The sequence below is a fragment of the Streptomyces sp. AM 2-1-1 genome (assembly GCF_029167645.1).
Classification (GTDB): Bacteria; Actinomycetota; Actinomycetes; order Streptomycetales; family Streptomycetaceae; genus Streptomyces.
Genome location: NZ_CP119147.1, coordinates 5,340,300 through 5,360,087 on the forward strand (window position 1 = coordinate 5,340,300; position 19,788 = coordinate 5,360,087).

The 19,788-nt window shown below is 73.7% G+C and carries 14 protein-coding genes and 1 pseudogene; 4 read left to right on the forward strand and 11 right to left on the reverse strand.

Translation table 11 applies throughout. The annotated features are described in order from the left end of the window. Positions 1 to 109: 109 nt before the first annotated feature. The gene (locus PZB77_RS23325) at positions 110 to 1,828 is read left to right on the forward strand and encodes a regulator (protein ID WP_275494570.1); all 1,719 of its coding nucleotides are present in this window, start codon (positions 110 to 112) and stop codon (positions 1,826 to 1,828) included. 39 nt (positions 1,829 to 1,867) lie between these two features. Here PZB77_RS23325 and PZB77_RS23330 read toward each other — a convergent pair whose 3' ends face one another. Together PZB77_RS23330 and PZB77_RS23335 are read right to left on the reverse strand one after the other, a co-directional pair. Then, positions 1,868 to 3,214: an NAD(P)/FAD-dependent oxidoreductase gene (locus tag PZB77_RS23330; protein WP_275494571.1), complete on the reverse strand. Its 1,347-nt coding sequence runs from the start codon at positions 3,212 to 3,214 to the stop codon at positions 1,868 to 1,870. A gap of 158 nt (positions 3,215 to 3,372) precedes the next feature. Continuing rightward, positions 3,373 to 4,272 (reverse strand): TIGR01777 family oxidoreductase, encoded by a 900-nt coding sequence (locus tag PZB77_RS23335; protein ID WP_275494572.1) that lies wholly within the window; start codon positions 4,270 to 4,272, stop codon positions 3,373 to 3,375. Between the two features lie 62 nt (positions 4,273 to 4,334). On the opposite strand from PZB77_RS23335, the gene PZB77_RS23340 reads away from it, so the two are divergent. Continuing rightward, positions 4,335 to 4,877 carry a GNAT family N-acetyltransferase gene (locus PZB77_RS23340; protein WP_275494573.1) on the forward strand — a complete coding sequence of 181 codons (543 nt, stop codon included), beginning with the start codon at positions 4,335 to 4,337 and terminating at the stop codon, positions 4,875 to 4,877. A 27-nt stretch (positions 4,878 to 4,904) separates the two neighbouring features. Here PZB77_RS23340 and PZB77_RS23345 read toward each other — a convergent pair whose 3' ends face one another. The 7 genes and pseudogenes from PZB77_RS23345 to PZB77_RS23375 form a co-directional block, all read right to left on the reverse strand. Further along, the gene (locus PZB77_RS23345) at positions 4,905 to 5,495 is read right to left on the reverse strand and encodes a DUF4240 domain-containing protein (RefSeq protein WP_343299908.1); all 591 of its coding nucleotides are present in this window, start codon (positions 5,493 to 5,495) and stop codon (positions 4,905 to 4,907) included. Next, a pseudogene (locus tag PZB77_RS23350) lies at positions 5,478 to 6,479 on the reverse strand (WYL domain-containing protein); the annotation flags it as partial. The gene PZB77_RS23345 and the pseudogene PZB77_RS23350, both read right to left, overlap by 18 nt. Positions 6,480 to 6,611: 132 nt before the next feature. Continuing rightward, positions 6,612 to 9,293, reverse strand: a complete 2,682-nt coding sequence (aceE, locus tag PZB77_RS23355; RefSeq protein ID WP_275494574.1) for a pyruvate dehydrogenase (acetyl-transferring), homodimeric type — start codon at positions 9,291 to 9,293, stop codon at positions 6,612 to 6,614. Between the two features lie 332 nt (positions 9,294 to 9,625). Further along, positions 9,626 to 10,249: a GntR family transcriptional regulator gene (locus tag PZB77_RS23360; protein ID WP_275494575.1), complete on the reverse strand. Its 624-nt coding sequence runs from the start codon at positions 10,247 to 10,249 to the stop codon at positions 9,626 to 9,628. A 146-nt stretch (positions 10,250 to 10,395) separates the two neighbouring features. Next, entirely contained in the window at positions 10,396 to 12,240 is a 1,845-nt protein-coding gene (gene sucB / locus PZB77_RS23365) for a 2-oxoglutarate dehydrogenase, E2 component, dihydrolipoamide succinyltransferase (protein ID WP_275494576.1), read from the reverse strand. A 56-nt stretch (positions 12,241 to 12,296) separates the two neighbouring features. Further along, entirely contained in the window at positions 12,297 to 13,685 is a 1,389-nt protein-coding gene (gene lpdA / locus PZB77_RS23370; protein ID WP_275494577.1) for a dihydrolipoyl dehydrogenase, read from the reverse strand. A 374-nt stretch (positions 13,686 to 14,059) separates the two neighbouring features. Further along, positions 14,060 to 15,601, reverse strand: coding sequence for a leucyl aminopeptidase (locus PZB77_RS23375; protein WP_275494578.1), 1,542 nt, complete (start codon positions 15,599 to 15,601; stop codon positions 14,060 to 14,062). Positions 15,602 to 15,946: 345 nt separating this feature from the next. Between PZB77_RS23375 and PZB77_RS23380 the strand changes: the two genes are divergently transcribed. Beyond that, complete coding sequence (locus PZB77_RS23380; RefSeq protein ID WP_275494579.1) at positions 15,947 to 16,810, forward strand: endo alpha-1,4 polygalactosaminidase; 864 nt, start codon at positions 15,947 to 15,949, stop codon at positions 16,808 to 16,810. A 13-nt stretch (positions 16,811 to 16,823) separates the two neighbouring features. On the opposite strand, the gene PZB77_RS23385 is transcribed toward PZB77_RS23380, so the two are convergent. Further along, a complete protein-coding gene (locus tag PZB77_RS23385; RefSeq protein ID WP_275494580.1) occupies positions 16,824 to 17,618 on the reverse strand; it encodes an adenosylcobinamide-GDP ribazoletransferase in 795 nt (264 codons plus the stop codon). A gap of 89 nt (positions 17,619 to 17,707) precedes the next feature. On the opposite strand from PZB77_RS23385, the gene PZB77_RS23390 reads away from it, so the two are divergent. Next, the gene (locus tag PZB77_RS23390) at positions 17,708 to 18,469 is read left to right on the forward strand and encodes a hypothetical protein (protein ID WP_275494581.1); all 762 of its coding nucleotides are present in this window, start codon (positions 17,708 to 17,710) and stop codon (positions 18,467 to 18,469) included. 7 nt (positions 18,470 to 18,476) lie between these two features. Here PZB77_RS23390 and cobT read toward each other — a convergent pair whose 3' ends face one another. Then, positions 18,477 to 19,622: a nicotinate-nucleotide--dimethylbenzimidazole phosphoribosyltransferase gene (gene cobT / locus PZB77_RS23395; RefSeq protein WP_275494582.1), complete on the reverse strand. Its 1,146-nt coding sequence runs from the start codon at positions 19,620 to 19,622 to the stop codon at positions 18,477 to 18,479. Positions 19,623 to 19,788 lie beyond the last annotated feature (166 nt).

Genomic DNA, 19,788 nt, shown 5'->3' on the forward strand with positions numbered 1-19,788 from the left:
ATGAACATGGAACGAAGGTCGCCGCGGGCGTTGCGGCGGCGGCTAAATTCGCGCCGTTCCCCAAGGGCTGCCACGCCCGGCCCAGGCAAGGCAGGAGACCGCACCGCAGATGTCGGAACGACCCCCCCAGCGCACCCCCCACCCCCCGAACCGCAGGCTCGCCGCCCTCATCGCGGAGGCGGGGTTCTCCCACGCGGGCCTGGCCCGACGGGTGGACCACCTGGGGCTGGAGCACGGCCTCGACCTGCGGTACGACAAGACGTCGGTGACCCGGTGGCTGCGTGGCCAGCAGCCGCGCGGCACCACGCCCGCCCTGATCGCCGAGGTCTTCACCCGGCGTCTCGGCCGCCGGCTCACCGCGCAGGACCTCGGGCTCGACGCGTGCGCCCCCGTCTACGCGGGCCTGGAGTTCGCCGCCACCCCCGCCGAGGCCGTCGACATCGTCAGCGGACTCTGGCGCAAGGACTCGGGCAACCAGGCGGACCTGCGCAAGATCGCCTTCACCCCGGCCGGGCTCGTGGTGCCGAGCCGGGACTGGCTGATCGGTCAGGCCGACGAGTCCGTCTCCCGGGGCGACCTCCCGGCAGCGTCCGGAAGGGCTGCCCAAGACACCGGAGCGCCGGGACCGGGCGGCGCCGGCGGACGATCCGGGCACCCCGGTGCCTCCCCGGCCGCCGGGGTGCCCGGTGAGGTACGGACGGGCGGCCGGACGGGCCCCGCGCCCGGACCGGCGGGCCTCGCACCGCCCCCGGCCGGAGGGCACGGCCCCGGCGCGGGAAGCGCCCGGATCGGAGCCCAGCGCCCCGCCCCCGGTCACGGCCCGGCCGGCGCCGGGAGCGCGGGGCACGGTGCCGCACCCGTGGGATCCCCCCGCCCCGGCCACCCCGCGGTGCCCCGGCAGCGGCAGACCGAGCGGGCCCCCGGTCAGCGCGTCGGGAACGGCGACGTGGCGGCCCTGCGGTCGGTCGGCGAACTCTTCCGCTCGCTCGACCACGCCTACGGGGGCGGTCACGCCCGCCAGGCCCTGGTCCGCTACCTCGAACACGAGACCGAGCCCATGCTCCGGGGCAGCTACAGCGAGGCCACCGGACGGCGGCTCTTCGCGGCGGCGGCCGACCTGACGCGGCTGGCGGGCTGGACCTCGTACGACATCGCCGCGCACGGGCTGGCGCAGCGGTACTTCGTCCAGGCGCTGCGGCTCGCCCAGGCCGCCGGGGACCGGGCGTACGGCAGCTACGTACTCATCACCATGAGCCGCCAGGCGGTCTACCTCGGGCACGGGCGCGAGGCCGTCCAGCTGGCGCGGGTGGCGCAGCAGGGCGTCGGTGCCGCCGCGCCCCCCGTCGTCCAGGCGCTGCTGCACGCGGTGGAGGCACGTGGGCACGGCGTGCTCGGGGACGCGCGGGCGTGCGCCGTCTCGCTGGCGCGCGCGGAGCGCGCCCTGGAGACCGCCCGTGCCGGGGACGAGGCCCCGCCCTGGGCCCGCACCTTCGACGAGGCGCAGCTCGCCGACGAGTTCGCGCACTGCCACCGGGACCTCCAGCAGTACCGGGCCGCCGCCCTGCACGCCGAGCGCTCGCTCCAGCTGCGCGCGCCCGCGTACGCCCGGAGCAGGCTCTTCAGCCAGGTCGTCCTGGCCTCGGCCCGGCTCGGGCTCGGCGAGCTCGACCAGGCCTGCCTGCTGGGCGCCGAGGCGGCCCGGCGGGCGGGCGAGATGCGCTCGGTCCGGGCGACGGAGTACGTACGCGAGTTCGAGCGGAAGCTGGAGCCCTACCGCGACGCGGCGGCGGTGCGCGGGTACCGCGAACAGGTCGCGGCCTTCGGCTGAGGGCCGCGACCCGCCACCGTCCGGACCGGGGAGCCGCCCTCAGGCGGCGGCCCCCGGCACCGTCGCGCCCGGCTCCGGGGCGTACCCCGGACCCGCCCCGAGGTCGGCCAGGATCGCGGAGGCCGCCCGCCGGCCCGAGTGGAGGGCGCCCCGCACGGTGCTGGTGTCCCGGTGGTCGCCGCAGACGTACAGCCCGGCGAGCACCCGCACCGGGCGGCTCGGATCGTGCGGAGGGGCCATCACCGGGACCGCCTCGGCGGTGTGGTGAGTGGCCAGCAGCTCCCAGTCGTCCGTGGGCATCCCGTACAGCGCCGCCAGATGGGCGCGCACCGCGCGGTCCAGCCCGGGCGGCGGGGTGCCGAGCACCGCGCTGGTGATCAGCGCGCGGCCCCGCGGCGCGCGGGTGGGATCGATCTCGCTCATCACCGCCGAGTACGCGACCGGACCGGACCCGCCCGCCTCCAGCACCAGCGAGGCGCCGGTCCGCGGGGCGGTGGGAGCCGTGTGGTGGAGCACCGTGACCGGATGGAAGTCGGGCACCCGCAGACCGGGCAGCAGCTCCGCCGCGGCCCCCGCACCGGTGGCCACCAGCAGTGAACGGCAGCTCAGTTCCCCGTGCTCCTCGGTGCGCACCGACGTGGTGTCGGCCGCCGTCACCTGGACGCCCGTGCGCACGGTGCCCGGCGGCAGGGTGGACGCCAGCAGCTCCGGCAGTGCCGCCGAACCGCCCTCCGGGACGCGGAGCCGGCCGCGCGCCCAGTCCCGCAGGACCAGCTCCGCGATCCGGCTCGACGCGCGCAGTTCCGGATCGCTGAGCAGGGCGGCGAGCAGTGGGCGCAGGAAGCCGTCGACGGTCCGGGCGGGCAGCCCGCGGGCCACCAGAGCCGCCAGCCCCGCCTGGGCCGTCCGGTCCGGTCTGGCCATGATGCGGGCGGTGGAGGTCCCGGCCAGCCGGGCCAGCGCCGCGCCGAGCCTGGCCCGGTCGAGGGCCTCGCCGACCGCACCGCCCCGCGCGGACGGCGCCGCCCCGGCGGCACTCGAACGGGAGCGCACGGGCTTGAAGGCGCCCCTGGTACTTCGTATGTCACCGGCGCGATAGTGGCGTCCGGCATTGTGGACCACGACCGCCGGCGCGAACTCGCGGAGCACCAGGGCCGTCTGACCCGGTAGCTCCCCGAGTTCTTCCGGCACGCTGCCGAGCAGCGGACCGAGACGGTCGAGCCGGAACCCGTCCACCTCGTCCGTGGCGAGCCTGCCGCCGATGCGCGGTGTTGCTTCCAGGACGCTGACACTCACCCCCGCCCGTACGAGGTGGTGAGCGGCTGACAGGCCGGCCGTGCCGGCTCCGATGATGACCACGTCCGCGTGGTGTGGCGTGCTGAGCACATGCCCTCCCCGGGTCGGTGCGAGCGCTGGGAGGCTCATGCCCCCAACCCGCTCGCGGAATGCCCGGCTTCGTCAAGAAGGTGAGGACGATGGCCGGTACCCGGACCGCGGGGCCGGTGCCGGGCGGCGGCGCACGGGGCGCGGGAGGAGCCCGTACCTCAGCGCAGGGCGGCCCTGACGGCGCTCTCGACGGACGGGAAGGCGAAGGTGAAACCCGAGTCCAGCAGCTTGCGCGGCACCACCCGCTGACTGCCCAGCACGTCCTCCGCGAAGTCGCCCAGCGCGAGGCGGAGGGCCGGGGCGGGGGCCGTGAAGAGGGTGGGCCGGCGCAGCACCCGGCCCATCGCCGCCGTCACCTCGGCGTTGGTGACGGGCTCGGGCGCGGTCAGGTTCACCGGCCCCGACAGGTCGTCCGTGTCGAGCAGATGACGCAGGGCGGCGACCTGGTCGTGCAGGGAGATGAAGCTCCAGTACTGGCGGCCGTTGCCGAGCCGTCCGCCCAGCCCCGCCTTGAAGAGCGGGAAGAGCTTGCCCCAGGCACCGCCCTCCGCGGAGACGACCAGCCCGGTGCGCACGTGCACCGTCCGGACGCCGGCCTCCTCGGCGGGGGCCGTCGCGGCCTCCCACTCCTCGCAGACCGAGGGCAGGAAACCCTCGCCGGGCGGGGCGCTCTCGTCCACCGCGCGGTCACCGGTGTCACCGTAGTAGCCGATCGCGGAGCCTGCCAGGAGCACCTTCGGCGGGGTGTCCAGGGAGGCGAGGGCCTCCGCGACCGCGGCGGTACCCAGCACCCGGCTGTCCCGGATCTCCTTCTTGTACGCCTCGGTCCAGCGGTGATCGCCGACCCCCGCGCCCGCCAGGTGCACCACCGCGTCGCAGCCCACCAGTCCGGCCACGTCCACGTAACCGCGGCGCGGGTCCCACGAGACCTCGTCACCCGTCTTCGCGGGCCGGCGCACCAGTCGGCACACCTCGTGCCCGTCGGCCCGGAGCGAGCGCACCAGCGCCGCTCCGATGAGTCCGGTCGATCCGGTGACGGCGATACGCGAGCGCTCCATGGGGCTCATCCTGCCCCATGGGGCCGTCCGGACACGGCACCCCGCATGGCACAGTGGCGCCCATGTCTGCGCTCCGCCTCCACTCCGTACGCCCCGCGCTCCCCTCCGACGAGACCGCGCTCGCGGAACTCGACCGGGAGACCTGGTCCACCCTGCACGCCGTGACGCCCCGTCCGCAGCCGCCGTACCCGCCCTTCTTCGACGCACGACACTCGCCCCGCGACGTCCTCGTGGCGGAGACGGTGCCGGCGGCGTCCCCGCAGGAAGGGCCGTCGGGAGCGGCCCCCACCGTCGCCGGATACCTCCGCCTGGTCGCCCCGACCCCGCTCGCCTGCAACCAGCACGTCCGCCAGATACAGGGGCTCGCCGTCGCAGCCCGGGCGCGCGGGCTCGGCGTCGCACGGGCGCTGCTGCGCGCCTCGTTCGCCGAGGCGCGGCGCCAGGGCGCCAACCGGATCACCCTGCGCGTCCTCGGCCACAACGCGCCGGCCCGCGCGCTCTACGCCTCCGAGGAGTTCACCGTGGAGGGCGTGCTGCCGGGCGAGTTCTTCCTGAACGGGAGGTACGTCGACGACGTGCTCATGGGGCGCTCGCTCGCGCCCTGAGCGAGCCGGTGACGCGGGCGGCGGCCCTCAGCGGCCGCCGAACCGCTCCCAGAGCGCGGGGAAGCGCGCCGCCAGGACCTCGTCGTCGTCGACCGGGAAGGGTTCACCCGCCGGTTCGCGGGTCTGCGGCGGCAGTCCCAGGTCCGGCGAGACGACACCGGTGAGCTGCTCGTACGCCTCGTCGGCCGCGAAACCCAACTCCTCGCCGTCCCCGTCGTCCTCGTCGTCGAAGTCGTCGAGGAGCCCGGCGAGGTCGTCCGGGTCGTGCAGCGCGCCCTCGAACACCTCCCGGCCCCGGCCGATCAGCCAGCACCGGAAGTCGTCGAAGGCGTCCTCCCCCGCGCCGCCGAGCAGCAGGGCGGCGGCGCCCCACAGGTCCCAGCGGTACGCGCGGTGGTAGCGGGCCTCGAAGTGCCGGGCGAAGTCGAGCACGGTCTCCGGATCCAGCCGTACCAACCGCTCCACGAGCAGCTCGGCGTGCTCCTCGGGGTCACCCCCGGCGGCCTCGCGGGTGCTGTCGATGAGCTCCCAGAACTCCGTCTCGTCCATCACGGGTACAGCATCGGCTGCCGCGGTGGCCGACGCACGCGCAGCCCTCCGACGGTAGAGGCCGCGCATCTGTTCGGCCGCGGCGCGGAAGCGGGTACGCAGGGCTCGCGGAGCCAGCACCTCCACCTCCGCGCCCAGGGCCAGCAGCTGTTCGTACGCCACCTCCGGCGACTCCACCGGCAGGGTGAGCGTGCGCCACCCCTCGCCGTCCGGAGGGCCGGCGGCGGTGAGCGCCTCCTCGGCGGCGGCCCGGTCCACCAGGTGCGGGAGCCGCCGGACCCCCGCACCGGAGACCCGTACGGTCACCTCCGCGCGGAGCAGGGAACGGGCGAAGCGGGCGGCGTGCTCCGCCCAGAACCCCGCGAGGTCGAACGAGGGGTCCCGCCGAAACCGCTCCCCGTCCGGGTCGACCGAGACGAACCGGTCGACCCGGTACACCCGGTACGCCCGCGAGCCGGCAGGCCCGTCCCCGGCCGGCTCCCCGGGGTCCGCCACGCGCGCGCAGAGGTACCAGACACCCGCCTTCAGCACGAGCCCGTACGGCTGGAGGATCCGGTCCACCTCGTCGCCGCCCCGCCGGTGGCGGACCCGGACCGGGAGGTCGTCACGGACGGCCCCCGCGAGGGCGGGCAGCAGGGCGGGGGCGACCGGCTCGTGGAACCAGCCCGGGGCGTCCAGGTGGAAGCGCCGGGCCACCGTGTCGGGGGTGTCCCGCAGGGCGGGCGTCAGGGCGGCGGCCACCTTGAGGCGGGCGGCCGAGGCGGCGTCCTGGAGTCCGAGGTCGCGCAGGGCGGTGGGCAGACCCGAGAGGAAGAGCGCCTCGGCCTCGCCCCGGGCGAGGCCGGTGAGACGGGTGCGGTACCCGTCGACGAGGTGGTAGCCGCCCGTCCGGCCGCGCTCCGCGTACACCGGGACACCCGCCTCGGAGAGCGCGGCCGCGTCCCGGACGACGGTCCGCTCCGAGACCTCCAGTTCCGCCGCCAGTTCGGCGGCGGTCATCCCCGGGCGGGACTGGAGGAGCAGCACCATGGTGATCAGTCGGGCGGCGCGCATGGGCCCATTCTCGCCGACGACGCGGAGGTGCCCCGTACGCCGGATCACGCCGGATCCCCCCGCAGAACGGTGTGGCCCCTCCGGAGAACCGGAGGGGCCACACCGTTCAGGGCCGGGAATCAGGCGTACGGATCAGATTCCGTAGCGCTCCCGGGCCTCCTTGACCGAGGAGGCCGGGACCTCGCCGCGCTTGGCGAGCTGGGCCAGGGCCGCGACGACGACCGACTGCGCGTCGACACCGAAGTGGCGGCGGGCGGCGTCACGGGTGTCGGAGAGGCCGAAGCCGTCCGTGCCGAGCGAGGACCAGTCCTGCTCCACCCACTGGCTGATCTGGTCCGGAACCTGCCGCATCCAGTCGCTGACCGCGAGCACCGGGCCGGGGGCACCGGCGAGCGCCTGCGTGACGTACGGCACCCGCTCCTCGCCCCGGAGCAGGGCCGCATCGGCGTCGAGCGCGTCGCGGCGCAGCTCGCCCCACGAGGTGGCGGACCACACGTCGGCGGTGACGCCCCAGTCGGCGGCCAGCAGTTCCTGGGCCTGGAGGGCCCAGTGGATGGCGGTGCCGGAGGCGAGCAGCTGCAGGCGCGGCGCGTCGGCCTTGGCCGGCGTGCCCTCCTTGAAGCGGTAGAGGCCCTTGATGATGCCCTCCTCGACGCCTTCCGGCATCGCGGGCTGGGGCTTCGGCTCGTTGTAGACCGTCAGGTAGTAGAAGACGTTGGAGTCCTCGCCGACGACGGGCTCGCCGTACATCCGGCGCAGACCCTCCTTGACGATCACCGCGATCTCGTACGCGAAGGCCGGGTCGTAGTTGAGCGACGCCGGGTTCGTGGCCGCGATCAGGTGCGAGTGGCCGTCCGCGTGCTGGAGACCCTCACCCGTCAGGGTCGTACGGCCGGCCGTGGCGCCCACGATGAAGCCCTTGCCGAGCTGGTCGGCGAGCTGCCACATCTGGTCGCCGGTCCGCTGCCAGCCGAACATCGAGTAGAAGATGTAGAACGGGATCATCGTCTCGCCGTGCGTCGCGTACGACGTGGACGCGGCGATGAAGTCCGCCATCGAACCGGCCTCGGTGATCCCCTCGTTGAGGATCTGGCCGTCCTTGGCTTCCTTGTAGTACATCAGCTGGTCGCGGTCGACCGGCTCGTACGTCTGGCCCAGCGGCGAGTAGATGCCGGCCGACGGGAAGAGCGATTCCATGCCGAAGGTGCGGGCCTCGTCGGGGACGATCGGCACCCAGCGCTTGCCGGTCTCCTTGTCCCGCATCAGGTCCTTGGCGAGCCGGACGAAGGCCATGGTGGTGGCCATCTCCTGCTTGCCGGAACCCTTCTTCAGCGCGGCGAACGCGCGCTCACCGGGCTGCGGCAGGGCTGCGGCGTGCACCCGGCGGGCGGGGGCGGGGCCACCGAGCGCCGCACGGCGCTCCTGGAGGTAGCGGACCTCGGGGGAGTCGGCGCCGGGGTGGCCGTAGGGCACCACACCGCTCTCGAAGGCGCTGTCCGGGATCGGGAGGCCGAGCAGCTCGCGCATGTCCTTGAACTCGTCCAGGGACAGCTTCTTCATCTGGTGGTTGGCGTTCTTGGACTCGAAGCCCTTGCCGAGCGTGAAGCCCTTCACCGTCTGGGCGAGGATCACGGTCGGGCCGCCCTGGTGCTCCAGGGCCGCCTTGTACGCCGCGTAGACCTTGCGGGCCTCGTGGCCGCCGCGCGAGGTGTAGAAACACTCGGCGATCTTCGCGTCGGTGAGCAGCTTCGCCAGCTCGGCGAGCGCGGGCTCGGCGCCGAAGAAGTGCTCACGGATGTAGGCGACGTCACGGGTGGCGTACGTCTGGAACTGCGCGTCCGGGACCTCGCGGAGGCGGCGGACCAGCGCACCGGTGGTGTCGAGCTGGAACAGCTCGTCCCACGCGTTGCCCCAGAGCGTCTTGACGACGTTCCAGCCCGCCCCGCGGAAGGCGCCTTCCAGCTCCTGGACCACGCGGAAGTTCGCGCGGACCGGGCCGTCGAGGCGCTGCAGGTTGCAGTTGATGACGAAGGTCAGGTTGTCGAGACCTTCACGGGCGGCGAGCGCCAGGGCGGCCGTCGACTCGGGCTCGTCCATCTCGCCGTCGCCCAGGAAGGCCCAGACGTGGCTGTTCGACGTGTCCTTGATGTTGCGGTTGGCCAGGTAGCGGTTGAAGCGCGCCTGGTAGATCGCCGACAGCGGGCCGAGGCCCATCGACACGGTGGGGAACTCCCACAGCCAGGGCAGCCGCCGCGGGTGCGGGTAGGACGGCAGGCCCTCGCCGCCCGCCTCCTGACGGAAGTGGTCGAGCTGCTGCTCGCTGAGGCGGCCGTCGAGGAAGGCGCGGGCGTAGATGCCGGGGGAGGCGTGGCCCTGGATGTAGAGCTGGTCGCCGGAGCCGTCCCCCTCCTTGCCGCGGAAGAAGTGGTTGAAGCCCGTCTCGTACAGCCAGGCCGCCGAGGCGAACGTGGCGATGTGGCCGCCGACGCCGTACTTCGCGCCGCGCGTCACCATGGCCGCCGCGTTCCAGCGGTTCCACGCAGTGATGCGGGACTCCATCTCCAAGTCGCCGTCGAACTCGGGCTCGGCGGCGGTCGGGATGGAGTTGACGTAGTCGGTCTCCAGCAGCTTGGGCAGCGCGAGACCGGCGCCCTCGGCGTGCTCGAGCGAACGCCTCATCAGGTACGCGGCGCGATGCGGCCCCGCGGCCTTGGTCACGGCGTCCAGAGAGGCCGCCCATTCGGCGGTCTCTTCGGGGTCGCGGTCCGGGAACTGGTCGAGTTCGCTCGGACGCTTTCCTACGGGGTCGGTCATGATCGCCGCCTTCCGGAGTGGGAGGGGGTGGAGAAGTCCCTGGCTGGCAGGACAGGGCGACGGGCCGGGTAGGCCCGCGGAGAACTGTAAATCCCTGATCGATGATCGATCAAAGGGTTGAGGGTAAAACTTCTCGATATGGAGAAAAATGGCATGGGGTGCCGCCGAACGGGGCACGGAGTGACGGGATCAAGAGGGTGAAAACGGTCACCGAATGCTCGAACGAGCGAAGCCGGTTACCGATGGGAAATCCGGCGGCAACGGTGACGTGAGAAAGAAGGGCCACCCGCCGGGTCGGCGCACCCCGCCCGAGGCGGGTAGGAGCGCGGCCCTCAGGCGCGCGGCGCGCAGCCCAGCACGTGCGCCTTGACCAGCGGGCCGATCTGCGGGTCCTGCCGCGTGAACGCGTCGATGAGCGCCTCGTGCTCCTCCGCGTACGACTTCTGGACCGTGCCCAGCCACCGGATCGACAGGGCCGTGAACACCTCGATGCCCAGCCCTTCCCAGGTGTGCAGCAGCACGGCGTTGCCGGCCGCCCGCACCAGCTCCCGGTGGAAGCCCACCGTGTGCCGCACCTGCGCCTCTCCGTCGGCCGCCCGGTCTGCCTCGTAGAGGGCCGTCACGTGCGGCTGGAGGGCCGAGCAGTCGCTGCCGAGGGCGGTGGCCGCCAGCTCCGCCGCGATCTGCTCCAGACCGGCGCGCACCGGATAGCTCTCCTCCAGGTCCGCGGCGGTGAGGTTGCGGACCCGGACGCCCTTGTTGGGCGCCGACTCGATCAGCCGCAGCGTCTCCAGCTCGCGCAGCGCCTCGCGCACCGGCGTCTGACTGACCTCCAGCTCGGTGGCGATCCGCCGCTCCACGATGCGCTCACCCGGCTTCCAGCGCCCGCTGACGATCCCGTCCACGATGTGCTCGCGGATCTGTTCGCGCAGCGAGTGGACGACGGGCGGGGTCATGAGGTGCTCCTTCGGGCGAACCGGTGCCGACTGCGACCGGCCACGGCCGCCGAGCGCCGTGGTGTCTAGACAATACGGCGGCGCCCCCGCCCGGGAGGTGGTCCGGACGGGGGCGCCGCTGGTGAGGCTCGTTACAGCAGGATCGTTCAGAGGCCGAGCTCGACCTCGAACTCACCGGCCTCCAGGATCGCCTTGACCGAGGTCAGGTAACGGGCGGCGTCCGCGCCGTCCACCAGACGGTGGTCGTAGGAGAGCGAGAGGTACGTCATGTCACGGATGCCGATGACGGTGCCCTCGGCGGTCTCGATGACGGCCGGACGCTTCACCGTGGCACCGATGCCCAGGATGGCGGCCTGGTTCGGCGGCACGATGACGGTGTCGAAGAGCGCACCGCGCGAGCCGGTGTTGCTGATGGTGAAGGTGGCACCCGACATGTCGTCCGGGGTGAGGCCGCCACCGCGGGCCTTGCCGGCCAGCTCGGCGGTCTTCTTCGAGATGCCGGCGATGTTCAGGTCGCCCGCACCCTTGATGACCGGGGTCATCAGACCCTTCTCGGCGTCCACGGCGATGCCGATGTTCTCCGAGTCGAAGTACGTGATGGTGCCTTCGCCCTCGTTGATCCGGGCGTTGACGACCGGGTGGGCCTTCAGCGCCTGGGCCGCCGCCTTCACGAAGAACGGCATCGGGGAGAGCTTGACGCCCTCGCGGGCGGCGAACGCGGCCTTCGCCTGGTTGCGCAGCTTCATCAGCTTGGTGATGTCGACCTCGATGACCGAGGTCAGCTGGGCCTGCGAGTGCAGCGCCTTCATCATGTTCTCGCCGATGACCTTGCGCATGCGGGTCATCTTGACGGTCTGACCGCGCAGCGGCGAGGCCTCCAGCTTCGGAGCCTGGGAAGCGGCCGGAGCGGCGGCGGGAGCCGGAGCCGCAGCGGCGGCCTTGGCGGCCTCCGCGGCGGCGATGACGTCCTGCTTGCGGATTCGGCCACCGACGCCGGTGCCCTTCACCGCGCCCAGGTCGACGCTGTTCTCCGTAGCGAGCTTGCGGACCAGCGGCGTGACGTACGCGCCCTCGTCACCGGAGGCCGCGGCCGGGGTGACCGGAGCCGGAGCGGCGGGAGCCGGAGCGGGGGCGGCGGGAGCCTGCGCGGCGGGGGCCGGAGCGGCAGCGGGAGCCGGGGCGGCCGGGGCCGGAGCAGGGGCGGCCGGGGCAGGGGCGGCCGGCGCCGGGGCCGGAGCAGGGGCAGCCGGGGCCGGAGCGGCCTGGGCCGGAGCCGGGGCAGCGGGGGCCGGAGCGGCGGCCGGAGCCGCGCCCTTGGCACCGATGACGGCGAGCTTGGCGCCGACCTCGGCGGTCTCGTCCTCGGCGACGACGATCTCCAGCAGCACGCCGGAGACCGGGGCCGGGATCTCGGTGTCGACCTTGTCCGTGGAGACCTCGAGCAGGGGCTCGTCCTCCGTGACCTCCTCGCCGACCTCCTTCAGCCAGCGGGTGACGGTGCCCTCGGTGACGCTCTCGCCGAGCGCCGGGAGGGTCACGTCGGTGCCCTCGGCGGAGGTCGCGCCGGCGGTGTCCTCGGCGGTCGGGGCCGGGGCGGGAGCCTCGGTCTCGGTCGACGGGGCGGTGGGCGCCTCGGTGGCGGGCTCGGCGGCCGGAGCCTCGGCCTCGGCCGGAGCCTCGGCCTCGGCCGGGGCAGCGGCCTCGGCCGGGGCGGAGGCCTCGGCCGGGGCGGAGGCCTCGGCCGGGGCGCCGGAGCCGTCGTCGATGACGGCCAGCTCGGCGCCGACCTCGACGGTCTCGTCCTCGGCGACCTTGATGGAGGCCAGGACGCCGGAGACGGGGGAGGGGATCTCGGTGTCGACCTTGTCGGTCGAGACCTCCAGCAACGGCTCGTCAGCCTCGACGCGCTCGCCCTCGGCCTTCAGCCAACGGGTGACAGTGCCCTCGGTGACGCTCTCGCCGAGAGCCGGAAGGGTTACGGAAACCGACATGGTTTCGGTTGCTCCTTACGAATTGCGGAAGTGGTCGGTCGTCGCCCGGGACTGGATCAGTCGTGGGAGTGGAGCGGCTTGCCGGCCAGCGCGAGGTGGGCTTCGCCCATGGCCTCGTTCTGGGTCGGGTGGGCGTGGATGAGCTGCGCGACCTCGGCCGGCAGCGCCTCCCAGTTGTAGATCAGCTGCGCCTCGCCGACCTGCTCGCCCATGCGGTCACCGACCATGTGGACGCCGACCACGGCACCGTCCTTGACCTGGACGAGCTTGATCTCGCCCGCGGTCTTCAGGATCTTGCTCTTGCCGTTGCCCGCGAGGTTGTACTTGAGGGCCACGACCTTGTCCGCGCCGTAGATCTCCTTGGCCTTGGCCTCGGAGATGCCGACCGAGGCGACCTCGGGGTGGCAGTACGTCACCTTCGGCACACCGTCGTAGTCGATCGGCACCGTCTTCAGGCCGGCCAGCCGCTCCGCGACGAGGATGCCCTCGGCGAAACCGACGTGCGCCAGCTGGAGGGTCGGGGCGAGGTCGCCCACGGCCGAGATCGTCGGAACATTGGTCTGCATGTACTCGTCGACGAGGACGTAGCCGCGGTCCATCGCGACGCCGGCCTCCTCGTACCCGAGGCCCTGCGAGACCGGGCCGCGGCCGATCGCGACCAGCAGCACCTCCGCCTCGAAGGTCTTGCCGTCGGCGAGGGTCACGCGGACGCCGTCCTGCGTGTACTCGGCCTTGTCGAAGAAGGTGCCGAGGTTGAACTTGATGCCGCGCTTGCGGAACGCGCGCTCCAGAAGCTTCGAGCTGTTCTCGTCCTCGACCGGGACCAGGTGCTTCAGGCCCTCGACGATGGTCACGTCGGTGCCGAAGGACTTCCACGCCGAGGCGAACTCGACGCCGATGACGCCGCCGCCGAGCACGATGGCCGACTTCGGGACACGGTCCAGCTTCAGCGCGTGGTCCGAGGAGATGATCCGGTTGCCGTCGATCTCCAGGCCGGGCAGCGAGCGCGGCACGGAGCCGGTCGCCAGCACGACGTGACGGCCCTGCACGCGCTCGCCGTTCACGTCCACCGAGGTCGGGGACGACAGGCGGCCCTCACCCTCGATGTAGTGCACCTTGCGCGAGGCGATGAGACCCTGCAGGCCCTTGTACAGGCCCGAGATCACCTCGTCCTTGTACTTGTGGACGGCCTCGATGTCGATGCCCTCGAAGGTGGCCTTGACACCGAACTGCTCGGCTTCGCGTGCCTGGTCGGCGATCTCGCCGGCGTGCAGCAGTGCCTTGGTCGGGATGCAGCCGTTGTGCAGGCAGGTACCGCCGACCTTGCCCTTCTCGATCAGAGCGACGTCCAGGCCCAGCTGCGCTCCGCGCAGGGCCGCGGCGTAACCGCCACTGCCACCGCCGAGGATCACTAGGTCGAAAACGGTGCTGGCGTCGTTCGCCACGTCACGTCCTCCATGCATGTGCGCCGTACGCCGGGCCCCGTGGGGTGTGACCGGCCGGTCGGCTGGTGTTCGGCCGCTTGAGTCGTTCGGCCCTGTGGTGGGGGCCCTGTCCTGCCGAGAACCCATCTTCGCACTTGTTGACCGCCGACGGGACGCGGGGCCCGATCCGGACGGGGCGCCGCGCGGCCGGTCGCGGTCAGCCCCCGCGTGGAAACGGATGGATTCGGCGGTGTTCGCCGGGTGCGAAACCTCGCTGACCGGCGCCTGCCCCGGTTCGTACGGCGCACACGATGCGTACGGCCCCGGACAACCGCCCGGGGCCGTACGACTTGGTCACAGAGGACCGCCCGGTCCCGCAGGACCGGCGACGGGGGTCAGCCCAGGTCGCCCGCGGCGGTGCGCTCCGCGAGCCGGACCAGGGTGCGGACCGAGGAGCCGGTGCCGCCCTTGGGGGTGTAGCCGTACGGCGCGCCCTCGTGGAAGGCCGGACCCGCGATGTCCAGGTGCGCCCAGGCGATGCCCTCGCCGACGAACTCCTTCAGGAACAGGCCGGCCACCAGGCCGCCGCCCATCCGCTCACCCATGTTGGCGATGTCGGCGGTCGAGGAGTCCATGCCCTTGCGCAGGTCGGACGGGAGCGGCATGGGCCAGGACGCCTCGCCGACCTCCTCGGCGATCTCGTGGATCGACGTGCGGAAGGCGTCGTCGTTGGCCATGATGCCGAACGTGCGGTTGCCGAGCGCCAGCACCATGGCGCCGGTCAGGGTCGCCACGTCGACGATCGCGTCGGGGGCCTCCTCGGAGGCGCGGGTCAGCGCGTCGGCGAGGACGAGCCGGCCCTCCGCGTCCGTGTTGAGGACCTCCACGGTCTTGCCGCTGTACATGTGGAGTACGTCACCGGGGCGGGTGGCGTTGCCCGACGGCATGTTCTCCGCGAGCGCCAGCCAGCCGGTGACGTTGACGCGCAGGCCGAGGCGGGACGCGGCGACGACGGTGGCGAAGACGGCGGCGGCGCCGCTCATGTCGCACTTCATCGTCTCGTTGTGCCCGGCCGGCTTGAGCGAGATGCCGCCCGAGTCGTAGGTGATGCCCTTGCCCACCAGGGCCAGGGTCTTCTCCGCCTTGGGGTGCGTGTAGGCGAGCTTCACCAGGCGGGGGCCGCGGGCGGCGCCCTGGCCGACGCCGAGGAGGCCGCCGTAGCCGCCCTTGACGAGCGCCTTCTCGTCGAGCACCTGGACCTTGATGCCGTGCTCCTTGCCCGCGGCGGCGGCCACGGCGGCGAAGGACTCGGGGTAGAGGTCGTTCGGAGGGGTGTTGATCAGGTCGCGGGCCCGGTTGATCTCCTCGGCCACGGCGACGGCGCGCTCGGCGGCGGCCTTGAAGGCCTTGTCGCGCGGCTTGGTGCCGAGCAGGGCGACCTCGGCGAGCGGCAGCTTCGCCGCGTTGTCCCGGGCCGCCTGGGGGGCGAGCTTGTTCAGGCCGCCCTGGTAGGCGGTGAAGGCGTACGCGCCGAGCAGCGCGCCCTCGGCGACGGCGGCGGCGTCCTCGACGGTCGCGGCCGGCAGGGCGAACCCGGCCTTCTTCGCGCCGGTCAGGGCACGGGCCGCGACACCGGCGGCCCGGCGCAGGGTCTCGGAGTCGTAGGCGTCGTCCGAGTCCGGGACCGTGCCGAGGCCGACCGCCACGACGACGGGGGCCTTGAGGCCGCCCGCGGCGGGGACCTTGGTGAGTTCGCCCTCGGCACCGCTGGCGCCCAGGGTCTCCAGGACAGCCGCGAGCTTTCCGCCGAACGCCTTGTCCACGGCTTCGGCGCCCGGTGCGAGCACCGGTCCCTTGGAGCCCTTGGCGAGGCCGACGACGAGTGCGTCGGCGCGCAGCGTCGCCGCACCGGAGGTGCTGAGAGTGAGAGCAGTCACGGTGGTGAATTCTCGCTTCCGTTGAGTTGCTGGATCGGTCGAGGGGTGGGCCGACCGTGCCCGGCGCATCGTAGACGCCCCCGCGACGCACCGGGAACGAGCCTACGCGCGCTGTTTCCGGGCGATCACGGCGGCGTTCACCTCGGAACGTGCCCGGCGCCGGGCACGCCCGCGAGGGACGCGAACGGGCCGGGAGCATAGGCTCGTTGGCGCACGGCCGCACCGAAGCGCGTCCGGCACGGACGGGGACGGGGTCGGGGAACGGTGGACGGGACGGATACGGGGACGCGTACGGGAACGGGTCGGGGGACGGCGTCCGGCGCGGCGAAGAGAGCCGGACGGCCGATGGCGGTCGCCCTCCTGATGGTGGCGCTGCTGCTCTCCGGCTGCACCTCGAAGGCCCCCCGGGAGGCCCCGGCGGGCCGGCCCGCCGCCGCTGCCCCGACGGCCCCGGCGACTGACTCGCCGGCCGAGGCCTCCCCGACGGACCCGGCCGCCCCGCGCTGGCGGCCCCGGCCGGGTCTGGACTGGCAGTGGCAGCTCTCCGGGCGGCTCGACACCACCGTGGACGTCCCGGTGTACGACATCGACGGCTTCGACCACGGCGCCGCCGCGGTCGCCGCGCTGCACGACCGGGGCCGCAAGGTCGTCTGCTACCTCTCCACCGGCGCCCACGAGGAGTTCCGCCCGGACGCCGGTTCCTTCCCCGCGGCCGTGCTGGGCAAGGGCAACGGCTGGGAGGGCGAGCGCTGGCTCGACATCCGGCGCACCGACGTCCTGGAGCCGCTGATGGAGGCCCGGATCGCGATGTGCGCGGAGAAGGGGTTCGATGCCGTGGAGCCGGACAACATGGACGGCTACCGCAACGACACCGGGTTCCCGCTCACCGCCGCCGACCAGTTGGCCTACAACCGGCTGATCGCCCGCCTCGCCCACCGCCGCGGCCTCGCGGTCGGACTCAAGAACGACCTGGACCAGATCCCGGCGCTCGAACCGGACTTCGACTTCGCGGTCAACGAGCAGTGCGCCCAGTACGACGAGTGCGAGGAACTGCTCCCGTTCACCGAGGCGGACAAGGCCGTCTTCCACGTCGAGTACGAAGTGCCGGCCGCCGCCTTCTGCGCCCGCTCCCGCGAACTCGGGCTCAGCTCGCTGGAGAAGAGGTACGCACTGGGCTCCTGGCGGAAGAGCTGCGCGTCCGGGTCCTGAGCCGGGCCCCGCGTCAGCCGACCGCCAGCACCACCAGGGCCGCCGTCGCCGCCGTCTCCTCCACCGCCCCGAACACGTCCCCCGTCACCCCGCCGAACCGCCGCACGCAGTGCCGCAGCAGCACCTCGGCCGCGCCGAGCGCGAGCAGCGCGGCCAGCGCGGCGTGCGCGGCCCCGCCCGCCCAGCCAGGCCCCTCCGTCCCGCCCGCCCCGGCCGCGGCGCAGGCCACGAGCGCGGCCACCGCGACCAGGACCGCCCCGCGCACCGGGACGGTGCCGGCCACCACCGCGCCCAGCCCTTCGGGACGGGCCGCCGGCACGCCCCGGCGCGACGCCGACGTCAGCGCGAGCCGGGCGGCGACGGCGGCCACCACCGTGCCCGCCGCGCCCTCGGTCCAGCCCCGGCCGTACAGCCCGTACCCCGCGGCGACCTGTGTCAGCAGCACGAGGACCAGGGTGACCACGCCGAACGGCCCGACGTCGGACTGTTTCATGATCCGCAGCGCGTCCCCGGCCGGCTTGGCGCTGCCGAGCCCGTCCGCCGTGTCCGCGAGGCCGTCCAGATGCAGGCCCCGGGTGAGCACGGCCGGTACGGCGGCGGAGGCGACGGCCGCGAGCAGCGGGCCCGAGCCGAGCAGCAGTGCCACCGAACCGAGCCCCGCCGCGAGCAGCCCCACCACGACCCCGGCGAGCGGCGCGCAGAGCATGCCCGCACGGGCGGCGTCACGGTCCCAGCGGGTGACGCGTACGGGGAGCGCGGTGAGGGTGCCGAAGGCGAAGCGGAGGCCGTGGCTGTTCAGGGAGGTCACCGCGAGCACGTTAGCCCGTGCGCAACGCCGGTCGATCGGACAAGATGTGACGAATATGCATCAAAGGTGACCGACTGGGAGAGGGTGGCATGGGTCACTGGTGGCACAGCAACATCACCGAACCGGGAAAGCTGCCGCTGCTCCTCGCGCTGGCCGCGTTCGTGCTGACCTTCGCCGTCACCCGCACCATCACCCGCATGATCCGGGCCGGGAAGGGACCGTTCCGCAACATCACCCCGGGCGGGGTCCACGTGCACCACGTCGTCCCCGGGGTGGTCCTCTCCGTCCTCGGCGGCTTCGGCGCGGTCGCCAGCGGTCAGCACGGCGTCACCGCCCTGGTCTTCGCGGTGATCTTCGGGATCGGGGCCGGCCTGGTTCTGGACGAGTTCGCGCTGATCCTGCACCTGGACGACGTCTACTGGACGGAGCAGGGCCGTCAGAGCGTGGAGATGGTCGTGCTGACGACCTCGCTCGTGCTGCTGGTCCTCGGCGGCTTCTCCCCGTTCGGGGTGGACGAACTGACGGACGAACAGGAGAACGGCCGGCTCGGCCTCGTCCTGACCATGGTCGTCAACTTCCTCTTCGTGCTGATCGCGCTCTTCAAGGGCAAGGCGCGGATGGCGGTCGTCGGTGCCCTGGTCCCCTTCGTGGCGGTGATCGGCGCCCTCCGCCTGGCCCGCCCCGGCTCACCGTGGGCCAAGCGGTTCTACGGCCGGCGCCACCGGGCCCGCGCCCGCGCGGTGCTCCGCGCCTACCACCACGACGTGCGCTGGGCCGGGCCCCGCCGCAGGTTCCAGGACCTGATCGGCGGCGCCCCGGACCGCGTGCCGCTGCCCGGTCCGAAGCCCTGACCCGGTCTCAGACGGCCGGACCGGCGGCCCCGTCCCGCTCCCCGGCCGGGCCCCCGTCGGCGTGCTCGCCGTGGGGCTGTCCCCCGTCGGTGTGTTCACCGTCGGCCGGCTTCTCCGGCTCGCGCTCCGGCAGCTCGGCGGCGAACGCGGCGGCGGCCCGCACCAGCGGGAGGGCGAGCAGCGCGCCCGTGCCCTCGCCGACCGTCACCCCGTGGTCGAGCAGCGGCGTCAGCGCCATCCGGTCCAGCGCCTTCGCCTGCGCGGGCTCGCCGCTCGCGTGCCCGGCCAGCCACCAGTCCGGCGCCCGGAACGCGGCCCGCTGCGCCACCAGGGCGCATGCCGCCGAGACCACGCCGTCCAGCACCACCGGCAGCCGGCGCACGGCGCACTGGAGCAGGAAGCCCGTCATCGCGGCGAGGTCCGCGCCGCCCACCGTCGCCAGCAGCTCCACCTGGTCGCCGAGGACCGGGCGGGCCCGGCGCAGCGCGTCCCGGATCGCCGCGCACTTGCGCATCCACGCCAGGTCGTCGATCCCCGCGCCGCCGCGTCCGGTCACCACCGACGCGTCGGTGCCGCAGAGCGCGGCGATGAGGGTGGCGGCCGCCGTCGTCCCGCCCACGCTGATGTCGCCCAGGACCACCAGATCCGTACCGGAGTCGGCCTCCTCGTCGGCGATCCGGATGCCCAGCCGGACGGCCTCGGCCGCCTCCTCGGCGGTGAGGGCGTCCTCGATGTCGATCCGCCCGGTGCCACGTCGCACCCGGCTCCGTACGACGGACTCCGGCAGCAGCTCCGGATCGCAGTCCAGTCCGGCGTCGACGATCCGTACCGGCACCGAGAACCGCCGGGCCAGCACCGCCAGCGGGCTCGAACCGTCCAGGGTGGCGCGGACCAGCTCGTACGCGCTCCCCGCGGGCCGCCCGGAGACGCCGAGCTCCGCCACCCGGTGGTCGCCGGCGAAGAGCACCACGCGGGGCTGGTCCACCGGCCGGACCGGCACGGTCTGCTGCGCGGCGGACAGCCACTCGCCCAGTTCGTCGAGCCGGCCGAGCGCGCCGGGCGGGACGGTCAGCCGCGCCCGGCGGTCCTCCGCGTCGCGGCGGACGCCGCCGTCGGGGCGCTCGATCAGGTCGGAGAAGTCGTCCAGGTTCACGGAGGTCTGCCTCGCGGGTCGTCGCATCGGGGCCGGAGCCCGCGGGCGGGCTCCTCGGAACAGTATCCGGACAGTATCCGGTGCACCCTTCCCCCGACCGTCCCGGAGGGCCGCTCCGTCCCGGTGACCGGGGCCGTGCGGTCCGCCGCCGGACGGGGAGGGCCGG